The organism is Pseudomonas sp. Xaverov 83 (assembly GCF_019352905.1).
Lineage (GTDB): Bacteria > Pseudomonadota > Gammaproteobacteria > Pseudomonadales > Pseudomonadaceae > Aquipseudomonas > Aquipseudomonas yamanorum.
In genome coordinates, this window is record NZ_JAAAFU010000075.1 from 770,290 (window position 1) to 786,386 (window position 16,097).

11 protein-coding genes and 1 tRNA gene are annotated in these 16,097 nt (G+C 60.6%); 4 read left to right on the forward strand and 8 right to left on the reverse strand.

The window, feature by feature from the left end; all coding sequences use genetic code 11:
* The first annotated feature begins 37 nt into the window (after positions 1-37).
* Positions 38-2,398 carry a glucose/quinate/shikimate family membrane-bound PQQ-dependent dehydrogenase gene (locus K0H47_RS24845; RefSeq protein WP_093204403.1) on the forward strand — a complete coding sequence of 787 codons (2,361 nt, stop codon included), beginning with the start codon at positions 38-40 and terminating at the stop codon, positions 2,396-2,398.
* 42 nt (positions 2,399-2,440) lie between these two features.
* On the opposite strand, the gene K0H47_RS24850 is transcribed toward K0H47_RS24845, so the two are convergent.
* Entirely contained in the window at positions 2,441-3,307 is an 867-nt protein-coding gene (locus tag K0H47_RS24850) for a LysR substrate-binding domain-containing protein (RefSeq protein ID WP_093204406.1), read from the reverse strand.
* 113 nt (positions 3,308-3,420) lie between these two features.
* On the opposite strand from K0H47_RS24850, the gene K0H47_RS24855 reads away from it, so the two are divergent.
* A complete protein-coding gene (locus K0H47_RS24855; protein ID WP_003211024.1) occupies positions 3,421-3,846 on the forward strand; it encodes a VOC family protein in 426 nt (141 codons plus the stop codon).
* Positions 3,847-3,856: 10 nt separating this feature from the next.
* Entirely contained in the window at positions 3,857-5,101 is a 1,245-nt protein-coding gene (locus K0H47_RS24860) for an amidase (protein WP_219273783.1), read from the forward strand.
* 9 nt (positions 5,102-5,110) lie between these two features.
* On the opposite strand, the gene K0H47_RS24865 is transcribed toward K0H47_RS24860, so the two are convergent.
* The 6 genes from K0H47_RS24865 to rpsU all read right to left on the reverse strand — a co-directional run bounded on the left by K0H47_RS24865 (position 5,111) and on the right by rpsU (position 14,256).
* The gene (locus K0H47_RS24865) at positions 5,111-5,623 is read right to left on the reverse strand and encodes a hypothetical protein (RefSeq protein WP_219273784.1); all 513 of its coding nucleotides are present in this window, start codon (positions 5,621-5,623) and stop codon (positions 5,111-5,113) included.
* A 136-nt stretch (positions 5,624-5,759) separates the two neighbouring features.
* Positions 5,760-5,836 (reverse strand) — tRNA-Ile (locus K0H47_RS24870).
* A 15-nt stretch (positions 5,837-5,851) separates the two neighbouring features.
* Positions 5,852-9,595 carry a bifunctional diguanylate cyclase/phosphodiesterase gene (locus tag K0H47_RS24875; RefSeq protein WP_219273785.1) on the reverse strand — a complete coding sequence of 1,248 codons (3,744 nt, stop codon included), beginning with the start codon at positions 9,593-9,595 and terminating at the stop codon, positions 5,852-5,854.
* 120 nt (positions 9,596-9,715) lie between these two features.
* Positions 9,716-11,566, reverse strand: coding sequence for an RNA polymerase sigma factor RpoD (gene rpoD / locus K0H47_RS24880; protein ID WP_063026748.1), 1,851 nt, complete (start codon positions 11,564-11,566; stop codon positions 9,716-9,718).
* A 67-nt stretch (positions 11,567-11,633) separates the two neighbouring features.
* A complete protein-coding gene (dnaG, locus tag K0H47_RS24885) occupies positions 11,634-13,595 on the reverse strand; it encodes a DNA primase (RefSeq protein WP_177025544.1) in 1,962 nt (653 codons plus the stop codon).
* Between the two features lie 445 nt (positions 13,596-14,040).
* Positions 14,041-14,256 carry a 30S ribosomal protein S21 gene (rpsU, locus tag K0H47_RS24890; protein ID WP_002551877.1) on the reverse strand — a complete coding sequence of 72 codons (216 nt, stop codon included), beginning with the start codon at positions 14,254-14,256 and terminating at the stop codon, positions 14,041-14,043.
* A 203-nt stretch (positions 14,257-14,459) separates the two neighbouring features.
* On the opposite strand from rpsU, the gene tsaD reads away from it, so the two are divergent.
* Complete coding sequence (tsaD, locus tag K0H47_RS24895; RefSeq protein ID WP_219273786.1) at positions 14,460-15,485, forward strand: tRNA (adenosine(37)-N6)-threonylcarbamoyltransferase complex transferase subunit TsaD; 1,026 nt, start codon at positions 14,460-14,462, stop codon at positions 15,483-15,485.
* Positions 15,486-15,518: 33 nt separating this feature from the next.
* Here tsaD and plsY read toward each other — a convergent pair whose 3' ends face one another.
* Positions 15,519-16,088: a glycerol-3-phosphate 1-O-acyltransferase PlsY gene (gene plsY / locus K0H47_RS24900; RefSeq protein WP_219273787.1), complete on the reverse strand. Its 570-nt coding sequence runs from the start codon at positions 16,086-16,088 to the stop codon at positions 15,519-15,521.
* Positions 16,089-16,097: the final 9 nt, after the last annotated feature.

The following is a 16,097-nucleotide window of genomic DNA, read 5'->3' on the forward strand; positions in this document are numbered from 1 at the left end:
TATTTCCAGTTGGGTATACAGGAAGGACGTTTGCGCGATGAATAACTTTGGGGCTGCCACCGGCAGCAGATGGTTGCTGGTTGGGCTGGGCCTGCTGATCGCCTTGATCGGCCTGGGTTTGGCAGGCGGTGGCGGTTACCTCGTAGCGCTGGGCGGCAGTTGGTATTTCCTGCTGATGGGCCTGGCGATGCTGGTCTCCGGCGTACTGATCGCCAAGCGCAGGCCTCAGGGCGCCTGGCTATACGCCGTGGCGTTGGTGCTGACCGCGTTCTGGGCGGTGTGGGACACCGGGCTGGAATACTGGCCGCTTGTTTCACGAGTACTGACCTTTGCCGTCATCGGCCTGGTGGTCGCGCTGATTTATCCACAGCTCGCCCGCGCCTCGGGATCGACACCCGGGCGCGGCGCCTATGGTGTCGCCGGGCTGCTGGGCCTTGGCGTGGTCGCCACCCTGGCGTACATGTTTGTACCGACCCATGTGGTCAAGGCCAGCAGCGAGCCTGCGGTGACGCCAGTAACGCCGGGCACCGAGCAAAAAGACTGGGCTCACTGGGGCAACACCACCGCCGGCAATCGTTTTGCCGCGCTGGACCAGATCAACAAAGGCAACATCGACAAGTTGCAGGTGGCGTGGACCTTCCACACCGGTGACATCCCCGAGAGCAATGGCGCCGGCGCCGAAGACCAGAACACCCCGCTGCAGATCGGTGACAGCGTTTACGTGTGCACCGCCTACGGCAAAGTCTTCTCCCTGGACGCCGACACCGGCGCCCAACGCTGGAAATTCGACCCCCAGGGCAGCGGCCCCAACTGGCAGCGCTGCCGTGGCCTGGGTTATTTCGACAGCAGCGCCAGCGAGCAACCCGCCAGCGCTAAAGCCTGTGTGAAACGTCTGTTTCTGCCGACCGGCGATGCCCGGTTGATTGCGCTAAACGCTGAAACCGGCGCGCCCTGCGACGACTTCGGCGACCACGGCACCGTCGACCTGAAGACCGACATGGGCGAAGTGAAGCCCGGTTATTACCAGCAAACCTCGACGCCACTGGTGGCGGGCAATGTGGTGATCGTTGGCGGACGCGTGGCGGATAACTTCTCCACCGGCGAACCGCCAGGCGTGGTGCGCGCCTTCGACGTGCACAGCGGCGAACTGGTGTGGGCCTGGGACCCGGGTAACCCGAACACCACCAAACGCCCGCCTGCGGGCGAGACCTACACCCGTGGCACGCCGAACGTGTGGTCGGCCATGTCCTACGACGCCAAGCTCGGCCTGGTCTACCTGCCTACCGGTAACGCCACCCCGGATTTCTTCGCCGGTGAACGTACCGCCTATGACGACAAGTGGAGTTCTTCCATCGTCGCCCTCGACGTGAAGACCGGTCAGGTGCGCTGGCACTTCCAGACCACTCACCACGACCTGTGGGACTTTGACCTGCCGGCGCAACCGCTGCTCTACGACATCCCGGACGGCAACGGCGGCGTACAGCCGGCACTGGCTCAAGTCACCAAGCAAGGTGAAATCTTCCTGCTCAACCGCGAAACCGGCGTACCCATCGCCCGGGTCGAAGAGCGTCCGGTGCCCCAGGGCAATGTGCCCGGCGAGCGTTATTCGCCGACCCAGCCGTTCTCGGTGGACATGCCTTCCATCGGCAATCAGCAGCTGACCGAATCCGACATGTGGGGCGCCACGCCGTTTGACCAACTGATGTGCCGCATCCAGTTCAAGGGCATGCGTCACCAGGGCGTCTATACGCCGCCAGGCCTCGACCGCGCGCTGCAATTCCCGGGTTCGCTTGGGGGTATGAACTGGGGCAGCGTATCGGTGGACCCGAACACCCACTACATGTTCGTTAACGACATGCGCCTGGGTTTGGCCAACTACATGATTCCGCGCGACAAGATCGCCGCCGGTGCCAGTGGCATCGAAATGGGCGTAGTGCCGCAAGACGGTACGCCGTTCGGCGCCATGCGCGAGCGCTTCCTCTCGGCGGCGGGCATTCCGTGTCAGAAACCGCCGTTTGGCACCATGTCGGCCATCGATCTGAAAACCCACAAGCTGATGTGGCAAGTGCCGGTGGGCACGGTTGAAGACACCGGCCCGCTGGGTATCCGCATGCACATGCCGATTCCGATTGGCATGCCGACTCTTGGCGCGTCTCTGGCCACGCAGTCTGGCTTGCTGTTTTTCGCCGGCACCCAGGACTTCTACCTGCGCGCCTTCGATACCGGCAACGGTAACGAGATCTGGAAGTCCCGGCTGCCCGTCGGTAGCCAGTCTGGGCCGATGACCTACGTCTCGCCCAAGACGGGAACGCAGTACATCGTGCTCACCGCCGGCGGCGCGCGACAGTCGCCGGACCGTGGGGACTATGTGATTGCCTACGCGTTGCCCAAGAAATAGGGCCTGAAAAAGCCGCACGGATGTGCGGCTTTTTTTTGCGTCTTAGGTCACGTCAGCCAGCAGGCATCGGGCAAAGAGTTGCGGCACGGGAAGGTTGCGCTGGCTGTAGCGGCTGAGCAGGATGATTTCACGGTGAAAGGTCAGCTTGCCCAGCGGGATAACACGGACCTGTGGGGATCGGTCCAGCCACAGACCAGCGTGAGGAACCAGTGACACCCCCAGGCCGCATTCGACCATTTTGACCAGGGCCTCGATCTCGTCCAGTTCCAGCGCCACTTGCACATCCAGCCGCTGCTCCCGCAGAAAACGGCTGACCAGCCGCCCGCCAAACGAAGCGCGGTCGTAGCGCACGTGGGGATGAGCTTCGAGCAGTTGCAACGGGTCATCACCCCCGACCGCCTGGGGCACGATCAACACAAACGGCTCCTTGCGCAGTACCTGTACGTGCAACTCCTTGGGCAAATCAAAGGGCGGGCGAATGATGATCGCCGAGTCCAGCTCGCCTGCGTCCACCTGGCTGAGCAACTCCAGGGAAACCCCCGGTACCAACTTGCACTCCACCGTCGGCGCTGCCTGGCGCAAACGCACCAGTGCCTGAGGCAGCAGGCCGGTCTGGGCGGTGGTGATGGCGCCGACTTTCAGCTCGCCACGGTATTCGTTGGCATCCACCGGCACGGCCATGCGGTTGAACGTCTCGAGAATCTCCCTGGCCAGCGGCAGCGCGCGGATGCCCGCCGCATTCAATGTGGCCTGGCGCCCGGTTCGGTCGAACAGCTGCACGCCGAGCACCTGCTCCAACTGGCGGATCTGCGCGCTGACCGCCGACTGCGTCAGCCCGATATGCATGCCCGCCGCGGCGAACGTGCCATGGCGGGTGACGGCGATAAAGGTTTTCAGTTCCCGCAGCATGGGCGTCTCGATTGATCGAAATAATTTGAGCTCGATGCGAAAACTATCGTCTTTCCATCGATGACGGCAAGGCTAGACTCGGAAGGACTTAATACCCATAGAGGTTAGACCTGATGGCACTGGCTCCTTTTCACCTGGCGATTCCGGTATTTGACTTGGCGGCTGCGCGGCAGTTTTACGGTGAGGTGTTTGGGTTGGAGGAGGGGCGGGCCAGTGATCACTGGGTCGATTTTGACTTCTTCGGCCATCAACTGGTCATCCATGAACATCCGAAAACCGCTTCTCAAGAAGCGGCGCATACCAATGCGGTAGACGGTCACGACGTGCCGGTGCCGCATTTTGGTGTAGTGCTGAGTTGGGATGATTGGCATGCGTTGGCGGAGCGTTTGCAGGCGCGGAATACCCAGTTTGTGTTGGAACCGCATATTCGTTTCAAAGGCCAGGTGGGTGAGCAGGCGACGTTGTTTCTGTTTGATCCTTGCGGCAACGCGTTGGAGTTCAAGGCGTTCAAGGATATTGGGCAGTTGTTTGCCAAGTGAGGGCGCTTTGATGAATGGCCTCGATGCAGCGGGCATCGCCGAGGCGGTGGGCTCTGGTGCAATTACGCCTGCTTTGGTTGCTGAACACTTTCTTGGGCTGATCGGTGTCGACGAGCCAGATATCCAGGCGTTTGCATCCTTCGATGCTGAGGTCGTGAGAAATCAAGCCCGTGGGCTCTGCGCCGGTCTGCTCGCCGGCGTGCCCGTGGGGGTCAAGGACATCTTTGATACGGCTGACCATCCAACGGAATTCTATTCGCCGATTTACCAGGGCAATCGTCCATCGCGAGATGCCCATGTGGTAACGCTATTGCGCCAGGCGGGCGCGATCATCATGGGCAAGACCCACACCACTGAATTTGCCTACATGCACACGGGGCCGACGCGTAATCCGCTCGATCTGGCTCGCACGCCGGGTAGCTCCAGTGCGGGTTCTGCGGCGGGGATGGCGGCCGGGTTTTTCCCGTTGGCGTTGGGTACCCAGACGGCGGGGTCGTTGCTCAAGCCTGCGGCTTATTGCGGGTTGTTTGCCTTCAAACCGTCGTTTGGACTGGTCTCGCTGGAAGGCGTGAAACCCCTGGCGCCGAGCTTCGATACGGTGGGTTGGTATGGGCGCTCGGTGCGTGATCTTGAGCGGGTGGCGCAGGTGTTGATTCCGGGGTTTCCGGCTGTTGAGGTCGGTTGTCGGCCTTTGCGGCTTGGTTTCTGCCGTACCTCTCGCTGGTCTGACGTGCAGCCGTTAGTAGCCCAGGCGATTGAGCAAGCGGTAGCCAAGTTGGGGCCTCTTGTCAGTGAAGTCGTGTTGCCCGAGGCGTTCGACGGAGTATTCGATGATCACCAGTTGATCAACGATTGCGAAGGTGCCCGCTCATTGGCCAAGGAGTTTCAGTCTTATCCCGAATTACTCAGTGATTCGATGTTGGCCATGATCGAGCGTGCCAAGGCTACCAGCTGGGAACAGGAGTCGGCTGCCAAGGCGCGCCTGGCACAAATGGCTCCGCAGTTGGCGCAAATCTGCCAGCCGTTTGATGCGATGTTGAGTGTTTCCTGCGGGATGTTGGCGCCAGTGGGGTTGGAGACCACGGGGCCGTCGGACTTCATCAAGTTCTGGGGCGCTTTTGGTTTGCCGCAGGTGAATGTGCCGGTGCCACGTGGGGAAGGGGAGCTGCCGGTGGGGTTGCAGGTGATTGGGGCGTTTAGAGGGGATGCGCCGTTGCTAGGTACGGCGCAAGTCATTGTTGATGCGCTGGCGTGATCGACGAGATTAAGACCCCTTGCACACCTTCGCAGCGGCAGGATCGTTCGGGATAAATGAATCCGGCGCGCCCGGCTTCAGCACCACATACCCACGCCGCCACGGTTGATCGTCCACCAGATTCCAGCGATGGCCTGTGCCGGTGTTGTCTTCGGCAATCAGCACTTCACCCGGATGCAACGTGAACTTCTCACCGCCATGAGTCACGAATGCCAGAGTGCCGGACAGCGTCATGACGTACTGAGGCTCCGGGTCGTTATGCCAGCCGTACGAGGAGTGCGCCGCAGTTTGCTTGAAGTGGATGGCAGTCACGTCATTGCGCATGCTCTGGTCGATGGTGCCTTCCAGTACGTGGGAGTTGTTGTCGGCGCCGGTGCACAGCTTGAATGCCTTGATGGAGTCAGTGGCTGCGGGGGCGGCTTGTGCGCCGCTCAAGGTGGCGAGGGTGATTGCGACGGCGGCTGCGGCACGCATGCCCAGGCGGTGGATAGCGTTTTGCGGCGAACGTTTCTTCGGATGCATGGAACAAGTTTCCCTCGTGTTGGAGTGGCGTTGATTGGGAATCATGGTCTTCGCCGTCGCCGTTCGGGACAACTAACTAATCTTTCATTGCTGCACGCCAGAAACGACAAAGCCGCGCAATGCGCGGCTTTCAAGATGGTGGGCCCAGTAGGACTCGAACCTACGACCAAAGGATTATGAGTCCTCTGCTCTAACCAACTGAGCTATAGGCCCTCAGTAGGCCGCGGATTATAGCGATGGTTTCTTCGCTGTGCCATCCGAAAAGTCCGAAACACTCATACGAAGGAAAGTCGCGGCGAAAAGGTCCGGCGGCAGCGGGAGGCTGACGATGTAGCCCTGCATCTGTTCACAACCTTCCGCCGCCAGGAACGCTTGCTGGGCCGGTGTTTCTACGCCCTCGGCAATGATGGTGAATTGCATGCTGTGCCCCAGGGCGATGATGGCGCGCACAATCGCGGCGTCGTGTGGGTCATCGGGCAGGCCGCGCACGAAGGATTGGTCGATCTTCAGGAAGTCCAGCGGCAGGCGTTTCAGGTAGCTGAGGGACGAGTAGCCGGTGCCGAAGTCATCAATGGCCAGTTGCACGCCCAGTCGCTTGAGTTGATGCAGCACCTCCAGCGCTTCTTCGGCCTGGCTCATGATGAAGTTTTCGGTGATCTCCAGTTGCAGGCAGCCAGGCTCCAGGCGGTTGTCCCGCAGCAATTGTTCGATGCGCGCCAGCAGGTTGGGGTGGCGCAGTTGCGCGCCGGCGAGGTTGACGGACAGCGGGCCAAAGTCATCAAAGGCTTCTCTCCAGTCGTGCATTTGCCGGCAGGCCTGTTCCAGTACCCAGTCGCCAATCTGCAGGATCATGCCGTTCTCTTCGGCCAGGGCAATGAAATGCTCGGGCGGGACTTCGCCGAAGGTGGGGTGGCGCCAACGAATCAGCGCTTCGGCGCCGATCAGTTGTTGGGTGTCGAGGCTCAGCTTCGGCTGGTAATAGAGAGAAAATTCGTCGCGTTCGATCGCCCGGCGCAGTTCGTGTTCCAGCGCCACGCGTTCGTTGGCCTGGGCGGTGAGGTCCTGGGTGTAGCTTTCGACGCGGTTGCGGCCCTTGGCCTTGGAGCGGTACATGGCGGCGTCGGCGTTTTTCACCAGGGTGGCGACGTCGATGCCGTCCCGTGGATACAGGCTGGTGCCGATGCTGGCGCTGATAAAGAACTCATGCTCGCCCGCCTGGAACGGTGGGGTGAAGCAGGCCAGCAGTTTATTGGCCAAGTGTTCGGCGTCGCTGGCTTGTTGCAGGCCGGGCAGCAGGATGATGAATTCGTCGCCACCCAGGCGCGCGACTGTGTCGACGTCCCGCAGTTGGTCCTTGAGGCGTACGGCGATGTCTTTAAGCAGCAGGTCGCCAATCGGGTGGCCGAGGCTGTCGTTGATGTGTTTGAAGCGGTCGAGGTCGAGGAACAGCACGGCGCCCTGGCTGCCGTTTTCCTGTTGATTGTTGAGGGCGGCCTGCAGGCGGCTTTCGAACAGGGTGCGGTTGGGCAGGCCGGTCAGCGGGTCGTGGTGGGCCTGGTAATCGAGGCGCGCCTGGGCGTGCTTGAGGCTGGAGATGTCGGCAAACACGGCGACGAAGTGAGTGATCGACTCCTCGCGGTTGCGCACCGCGCTGATGGTCAGCCAACTGGGGTACAGCTCGCCGCTCTTGCGCCGGTTGGAGATCTCGCCTTGCCAGTGGCCGTTGGCCGTCAGTTGGTGCCACATGGCCGCGTAGAAGGCGCTGTCGTGCAGGCCGGAAGCGAGCAGGCGCGGGGTTTGGCCAAGGGCCTCGGCCTCGCTGTAGCCGGTGATCTCGCTGAAGGCGCGGTTCACGGCACTGATGTTTTGCCGGGTGTCGGTGATCAGTACGCCTTCGGCGGTGCTCTCGAACACGGTGGCCGCCTGTTGCAGTTTTTCCTGCATCAGTTGGCGCTCGGTGATGTCCCGGGCGATGGTCAACATGCAGTCTTCGTCGCCGATGGGCAGCGGTCGGCTGGAGACCTCGCAGAGGCGAATCTCGCCGTCGTTGCGGCGGATGTGGCAGACAAAGTCGCGGACAAATCCGTCCCGTTGCAGTAGCTCCAGCATGTGCTTGCGTTCGTTCAGGTCGACCCAGATGCCAAGATCCAGGGTCGACTGGTCCAGTGACATCACGCTGTTGAAGCCGGTGATGCGGCTGAATCCCTCGTTGACTTCAATCAGCAAGCCGTCGCTCTGACGGCTCAGTAGCAGGCCGTCGGGAGAGGCGTGGAAGGCCTTGGCGAATTTCTCTTCGGAGGTTTGCAGGCGTTGCTGGGTTTCTTTCAGTTGGGTGATGTCGCGCACCACCACCACCAGGGCTTCGGTGGTATCGAGTTGAAAGGGTTCGGCGGAGATCAGCCCAGTGAAGGCCTGGCCGTTACTGCGCAGGAAGGGCATTTCCAGGTTGCGGATGCTGGTGGTTTGTACCCGCTGCAGCAGGCCGGGGCCTACGCCCTGGATGCCCCAGATATTCAGTTCGGTGGCGGTTTTTCCTACGACTTCTTCAGCGCTCAGGCCGATCTGGTCTTCGAATGCCTTATTGACCTCCATCAGACAGCCGTCGGACAGGCGGGCGATCACCAGGATGTCCGGGCATTGCTGGAACACGGAAGCAAACTTCTGCTCCGAAAGCTGCAGCGCTTCCTCGGTGCGCTTGGCTTCGCTGATGTCGATCATCAGGCCGCGCAGCACCGGTTCGTGGCCGTGTTCGATCAGGCTGACGATGTCCCGCACCCACAGACAGCGGCCATCGGCGGTGATTACCCGGTAGTCGACACTGTGGTCGCGGTTGGCCCGGGTTTCGGCGTAGCAATAGGCCTCTGTTCGGGTCAGGTCGGCCGGGTGGATGATGTTGCGCCAGAAGCCCGGGATCAGCCAATGGGCGCGGGGATAGCCGAGCAGCTCCTCGGCATGGGGCGACACGTAGCTGTAGGTGAAATCGCTGATGCTGGCTTCCCAGGCAATCGCGGAAAGGCTCTCGACCAGGCCGCGATAGTGGTATTCGCTGCTGCGCAGTTCCTGTTCGAGGGCGACCCGGCGGGAAATTTCCGAACTGAGCCGACGATTGATCCGGATAACCACGGCCAGCACGATGCTCAGGAGCAGTACGGCTGGCAGCCCGTAGAGCAGCACGTCCGTCCAAAGGGTGCGGTGGTCGATGACATTGCCGACCCAGCGCTGCTGGATGGCTTCGGTCTCTGCCGGGCTGATGTCGGCCAGGACCTTGTCGAGGATGCCCACCAGCATCTTGTCGTCCTTGGGGACGCCCATAGCCAGCTGATAGCGGTAGGGTGTCTCGCCGCTGATGTACAGGCCTTCCAGCTTGAGTTGGCGCAGGCTCCATACGCTGGACGCCAGATCGCCGACTACGGCGTCGACCTTATCAGTGGCCAGGGCTTGCAACGTTGCGCTGACATTGGGCATGGCCACCAGATTGAGGTCTGGGTGGTGAGTGCGCAGCAGTTCGTGGGGCGCATAGTTTTCCACCACGGCGACTTTCAACCCATACAAGTCCTTCAGGCTGCGCGGTTGCGGACCCCCTTCATGGGCGAGGATGACGATGGGGAAGTCGAGATAAGGCCGGGTAAACGACAGGAAACTCTGGCGTTCTGGTGTGGACATGATGCCTGGCAACAGGTCGAGCTGGTTGTTACGGGCCTGTTCCAGCACGGCGCTCCAGTTGACCGGCTCGATCAATTTGATCCTGATGCCAAGACGATCCTGCATCAGCCGCACGTAATCGGCGGCCAAGCCCTGGTAGCGACCGTCTTCATCGCGGTATTCAAAGGGGGGCCAAGAGGCATCGACGCCCAGGCGCAACTCTTGGTGGTCCGCCAGCCAGCCACGCTCTTCATCGGTGAGAGTCAACGCGCCAGCCGTTGCGGTCCAGGTCAGCAGCGACAGCAGTAACACGGTCGGCAATCTGGGCATAACGGTCTCGTTATGGCACGGGGAATGTTTCGAGTGTAGACGGGCATTGCGGGGGAGGGGAGGCAGCGAGGATTTAATCTGTAGAAGCAAAAACCCCGGCCTGGGCCGGGGTTTTTGTGATCACTCGTCGAGGAAGGAGCGCAAATGCTCGCTTCTCGTCGGGTGGCGCAGCTTGCGCAACGCCTTGGCTTCGATCTGACGAATCCGCTCACGGGTAACGTCGAACTGCTTACCGACTTCCTCAAGGGTGTGGTCGGTATTCATGTCGATGCCGAAGCGCATGCGCAGTACCTTGGCTTCACGGGCAGTGAGGCCGGACAGTACGTCGCGAGTCGCTTCTTTCAGGCTCTCAACGGTAGCAACATCGATTGGCGACTGCATGGTCGAGTCTTCGATGAAGTCACCCAGGTGGGAGTCTTCGTCATCACCGATCGGGGTTTCCATGGAGATCGGCTCTTTAGCGATCTTCAATACCTTGCGGATTTTATCCTCAGGCATTTCCATGCGTTCGCCCAGCTCTTCCGGGGTCGGTTCGCGACCCATTTCCTGCAACATCTGCCGGGAAATACGGTTGAGCTTGTTGATCGTCTCGATCATGTGCACCGGAATACGGATGGTGCGGGCCTGGTCGGCGATCGAGCGAGTGATCGCCTGACGGATCCACCAGGTGGCATAAGTCGAGAACTTGTAGCCGCGACGGTATTCGAACTTGTCCACAGCCTTCATCAAGCCGATGTTGCCTTCCTGGATCAGATCGAGGAATTGCAGGCCACGGTTGGTGTACTTCTTGGCGATGGAGATCACCAGACGCAAGTTCGCTTCAACCATCTCTTTCTTCGCGCGGCGGGCCTTGGCCTCACCGATCGACATGCGACGGTTGATGTCCTTGATCTCGGCAATCGTCAGACCGGTTTCGGTCTGCAATGCAGTCAGCTTCTGCTGGCAACGAACGATGTCGGCCTGGAAGCGACCAATGGCTTCAGCGTATTTGCTTTTGCCTTTGGCCAGTGCGTCGGTCCAGCTTTCGTCGACTTCATTGCCCGGGAACTGGCGCAGGAAGTCGGCACGCGGCATGCGCGCATCACGCACACAGAGCTGCATGATCGCACGCTCTTGTGCACGCAGACGCTCAAGGGCGCTACGAACCCGCTCAACCAGGCCTTCGAATTGCTTCGGTACCAGTTTGATCGGCATGAAGAGTTCAGCCAGGGCCAGCAATTCAGCAGTTGCCTGCTTGCTGCCGCGACCGTGCTTCTTCAGGGCCTTGCGAGCCAGCTCCATCTGATCGGAGACCGCGCCAAAGCGCTGGGCTGCGATGATCGGATCCGGACCGCTTTCGACTTCTTCTTCGTCGTCGGTGCTGGCTTCAGCTTCTTCATCGTCGGTGTCGTCGTCTGCTTTGGCAGCCTTGGCATCGATAGGTGGAGGAACTTCAGCCGCAGGTGGCGCAATGCCGTCGTCCGGGTCGATATAACCGCTCAGGACGTCGGACAGGCGGCCACCTTCGGTGGTGACGCGAGTGTACTCGGAGAGAATGTGGTCAACCGTGCCTGGGAAGTGCGCGATTGCGCCCATCACTTCACGGATGCCCTCTTCGATACGCTTGGCGATTTCGATTTCGCCTTCACGTGTCAGCAGCTCTACCGTACCCATTTCGCGCATATACATGCGCACTGGGTCAGTCGTGCGACCGATGTCGGTCTCGACCGCTGCCAACGCGGCGGCTGCTTCTTCAGCGGCTGCCTCGTCGGTATCGGCGTCGGCCAACATAAGGGCGTCCGCATCCGGAGCACTCTCGTGTACGGGGATCCCCATGTCATTAATCATGCGGATGATGTCTTCCACCTGCTCTGGATCTGAAATATCCTCAGGCAGGTGGTCGTTGACCTCTGCGTAAGTCAGATACTTCTGCTCACGACCAAGGGTGATCAACTCTTTGATACGAGACTGCTGTTGCGCTTTTCCGGACATAACACCCTATCCACTGAAGGTCTTGGCGGGCAAAAAACAAGCCGAGGATTATACCCGAGCTATGACCTCACACGCCAGCTGAGGTCGGGTTTGATGCGGAAACATTGCGACTTAAAAGGTCGCGCAGTTGATTTTTCTCTTCGGCGGTCAATTCACTCTGACGCGCTTTTCGAAGAAGTTGTTCCAGGTTTCGCTCGCGTTGACGAGCTACCAAGCTAGTAATGGTGTCGAAAAACTGTTGTTCAAGGTTATCGCCATCAATCAGCCATTCCTTTTCTGCCAACGCCTTTAGCAAGCGGCCCTGTTCGGTGCCGTGCCAGCGTGCAATCAGCTGGAATGAGTTTAGCTTAGGATTCTTCTGTACGGCTTCGAGCAGAGCCACCAACAGTTGTGTATTGGTGTGGTCTTCAGCCGCAAAGTGCCCCGCATCTTCGACTTTTTGTGCCAGTTGCGGGTGGTGCAAAAGTGTACGCAGGGCCGCCATGGTAGGTGGCTCTACTGCTGCTGGGACGCGCGGGCCGCGCGGTTCGTCACGGTCACCGCCACGTTTGCCGTTTTTGTCCCAAGGTTTCTTGTCCCATTTCTTGCCAACGGCGCCGGGTTTCTTCGGTGTCCACTCCTGCTGGGGCGTGTAGGCCTCCTGCGGTTGGTGGAAGTCGGAATAGTCCGGCATGGCGTCGTAATCCATGCCCGGGTCGTAAGCCGGCGGCGCCTCTTGCGGCGCGCTGCGCGCCAGCTGGCTGACGGCCTCGCCACTCAATCCGGTAATTTCCAGCAGTCGCTGGCGCATCAGGGTCCGCAGGTTGGCGCCCGGAACCTTGTCGATCAGCGGTGCCGCGAGGGTGACCATGTGGGCCTTGCCTTCGAGGGAGCGCGGGTCGGACTCTTCGGTCAGTTGCTGGAAAAAATAATCGGCCAGCGGTTGTGCGTGCTGGTTGATGCGCGCGCGGAACGCATCGGTACCTTCGGAGCGGACCAGGGTGTCCGGGTCTTCGCCTTCGGGGAGGAACAGGAAGCGTGCGCGGCGTCCGTCCTGCAGGCTCGACAGGGTTGACTCAAGGGCGCGCCAGGCGGCATTGCGGCCGGCCTGGTCGCCGTCGAAGCAGAACAGCACGTTGGGCACTACGCGAAACAGACGCTTCAAGTGCTCTTCACTGGTTGCGGTGCCCAGGGTGGCCACGGCATTGCGCAAGCCTTGCTGGGCCAGGGCGATCACGTCCATATAGCCTTCAACCACGATGATTTCGTCGAGGTTGCGATTGTTCTTGCGCGCTTCAAACAGGCCGTACAGCTCCTGCCCTTTGTGAAACACCGGGGTTTCCGGTGAGTTCAGGTATTTGGGCTTGTCGTCCCCCAGCACCCGGCCGCCGAAAGCGATGATGCGGCCGCGACTGTCACGGATCGGGAACATCACTCGATCGCGGAAACGGTCATAGCGCTTGCCGGTCTCGGCGTTCTCCACCAACAGGCCGGCGTCGATCATGGCTTTTTGCTGCAGGGTGTCACTGCTCAGGTGCTTGTACAGATTGTCCCAGCCGGGCGGGGCGAAGCCGAGGCCGAAGTCGCGGGCGATTTCACCGGTCAGGCCGCGGCCCTTGAGGTAATCGACGGCGGCTTTGCGCTGCGGGTGGCTTTTCAGCGCCTGGCGGTAAAAGTCGGCGGCCGCGGTGAGCAGTGGGTACAGCGGCGAATCGGTGGGCTGCCGCGGTTTGTGCGGGCGGCCACTTTCTTCGCGGGGGATTTCCATGCCGGCGGCTTTCGCCAGTTCCTCGACGGCCTGGGGGAAGTCCAGGTTGTCGTGGTCCATGATGAAGCCGAGGGCGTTGCCGCCGGCGCCGCAGCCGAAGCAGTAGTAGAACTGCTTGTCGGGGCTGACGCTGAAGGACGGGGTCTTTTCCTTGTGGAACGGGCAGCAGGCGGTGTAGTTCTTGCCGGCCTTTTTCATTTGCAGGCGCGAGCTGACAACATCGACGATGTCGGTGCGGTTCAGAAGGTCGTCAATAAAGCTCTGGGGAATTAGCCCGGCCATGGCGTTCTCGTCATCACTGCGTGTAAAAGAGGGCCCGCAAAGTGCTCAAGGCGCGCGTATTGTGCGGCTCGATCAACTGTCGTCTGCTTGGTCTGTCAGGAAGTGTATCTGCCGAACATTCACTGACGTTAGTTCCGATCAGTGCCCGGCGTAGAAATGTTGCCCGGGAGTCCGGTCTTGGCCATGTGGGGGCCTCGGAAGCTCATCGGTGGGCGCAGCCGACCTGTTGATCGCCTGTTAAAAAATAAGTGTGCTCGTCAGTAGCCTTGTTAGGCTCGTCAGAAGAGACGTGCACCGCTGGCAAAAGAGCCAGTCCTGACGTGTGAAGCAGTTCGTTTCAGTCGCATGTGCGGCGTCAACGGTGAAGCATCAAGCGATATCCGCAAATGCCAACAGCCCGGCTGAGGGCCGGGCTTGGCAGAAGCTTGCTACGAACGTCTGTGTATTAGTACAGACGAACGGCGCGGCGCTGCTCGCGCTGAACTTTCTTGGCGTGACGCTTAACAGCGGCTGCTGCTTTACGCTTACGCTCAGAAGTTGGCTTCTCGTAAAATTCGCGGCTACGAACTTCAGCCAGAACACCGGCTTTTTCGCAGGAGCGCTTGAAACGACGCAGAGCTACGTCGAAGGGTTCGTTCTCTTTTACTTTGACGGCTGGCATCCAGAGCTACCTTCTTTCATTACCGGGAATCAACGTTCTCGTCGCAAAAAATTCGCGGCTGAGGTCGTCGGTTTTTAAGGGTTGCGGATGTTAACCCCTCATTGCCCGGAATGCAAAGCCTCTGATCGAAAACCGCTAGTCGGGAGGGGGAGTGGCGACTATTATGCGCGCCTTCGAATTCAGCCTCTACAAGGCGCAAACCCATGCTAGTTCTGGGATTAGAAACCTCGTGCGATGAAACCGGTGTCGCACTTTACGACAGTGAACGCGGGCTTTTGGCCGACGCACTGTTCAGTCAGATCGACCTGCACCGCGCCTATGGTGGCGTGGTGCCGGAGCTGGCCAGCCGTGATCATGTGAAACGCATGCTGCCATTGATTCGCCAGGTGTTGGACGAGGCCGGCTGCGTGCCGACCGAGATCGATGCCATTGCCTATACCGCAGGCCCGGGATTGGTCGGAGCCCTGCTGGTTGGGGCCTCTTGCGCCCAAGCGCTGGCATTTGCCTGGGGCATTCCGGCCCTCGGTGTGCACCACATGGAAGGCCATTTACTGGCGCCGATGCTGGAAGAAAACCCGCCAGAGTTCCCGTTCGTCGCTTTGTTGGTTTCAGGTGGCCATACGCAGCTGGTTCAGGTCGACGGAATCGGTCAATACATGCTGCTGGGCGAAAGCCTGGACGACGCGGCCGGTGAAGCGTTCGACAAGACCGCGAAGATGATGGGCCTCAATTATCCAGGCGGTCCGGAAATCGCGCGGTTGGCGGAAAAAGGTGTGGCAGGGCGCTACACCTTCCCGCGTCCGATGTGCGATCGCCCCGGCCTGATGTTCAGCTTCAGCGGCTTGAAAACCTCTGCCCTGAACACCTGGCAACAGAGCGTCAGCGCCGGAGACGACAGTGAGCAAGCCCGTTGCGACATCTCGCTGGCGTTCCAGCAGGCCGTGGTGGAGACTTTGACCATCAAGTGCAAGCGGGCCCTGAAGCAGGCGGGCATGAAGCGCCTGGTGATCGCGGGCGGCGTCAGTGCGAACAAGGCGTTGCGCAGCTCCCTGGAGAAAATGCTCAGCGACATGAAGGGCGACGTATTTTACGCCCGCCCCGAATTCTGTACCGATAACGGCGCGATGATCGCTTATGCCGGTTGCCAGCGTTTGCAGGCCGGGCAGCATGAAAGCCTGGCAATCAGCGTGCAGGCACGCTGGCCGATGGAGCAGTTGCCGCCGCTGTAACGGGCGAACGTGAACCGGGTTCACCGGGCGTATTTAAAAATGCCGTTCGCGCCCGGCAAACAGGTCGCGTAAATTGCCTCGATGGCGCCAGACGATCAGCAGCGTGAGCATGCTCATCGGCACCAGCGCCGCCGGCTCCTGCCAGGCCAGCAACGGCAGGGTCAGGGGCGTGGCGATCAATGCGGCCAGCGAGCTGGTGCGGGTCAGGTAGAACGTCAGCAGCCAGGCCAGGATGGCCAGCAGCGCCGCCGGTGGGTAGATCCCCAGCAGCATGCCGGCCGCCGTCGCAACGCCTTTGCCGCCGCGAAAGCGGAAGTACAGCGGGAACAGGTGGCCGAGCACCGCGCATACACCGATCCAGGCTTGCTGTTGCAGCGACAGCCCGGAGAGATCGGCGATCAGCACCGGCAGCAGGCCCTTGCAGACGTCGCCGAACAACGTCAGTACGGCGAGTTTCTTGCCGGCCAGGCGCAACATATTGGTGGCGCCGGCATTGCCTGAGCCACTCATTCGCGGGTCGGGATTTCCCGTCATGCGGCTGAGCAAAATGGCGAAGGACAGCGAGCCGAGCAGGTAGGCGAGAGTCGCCAGTAACCAAAACATGCTAACTAT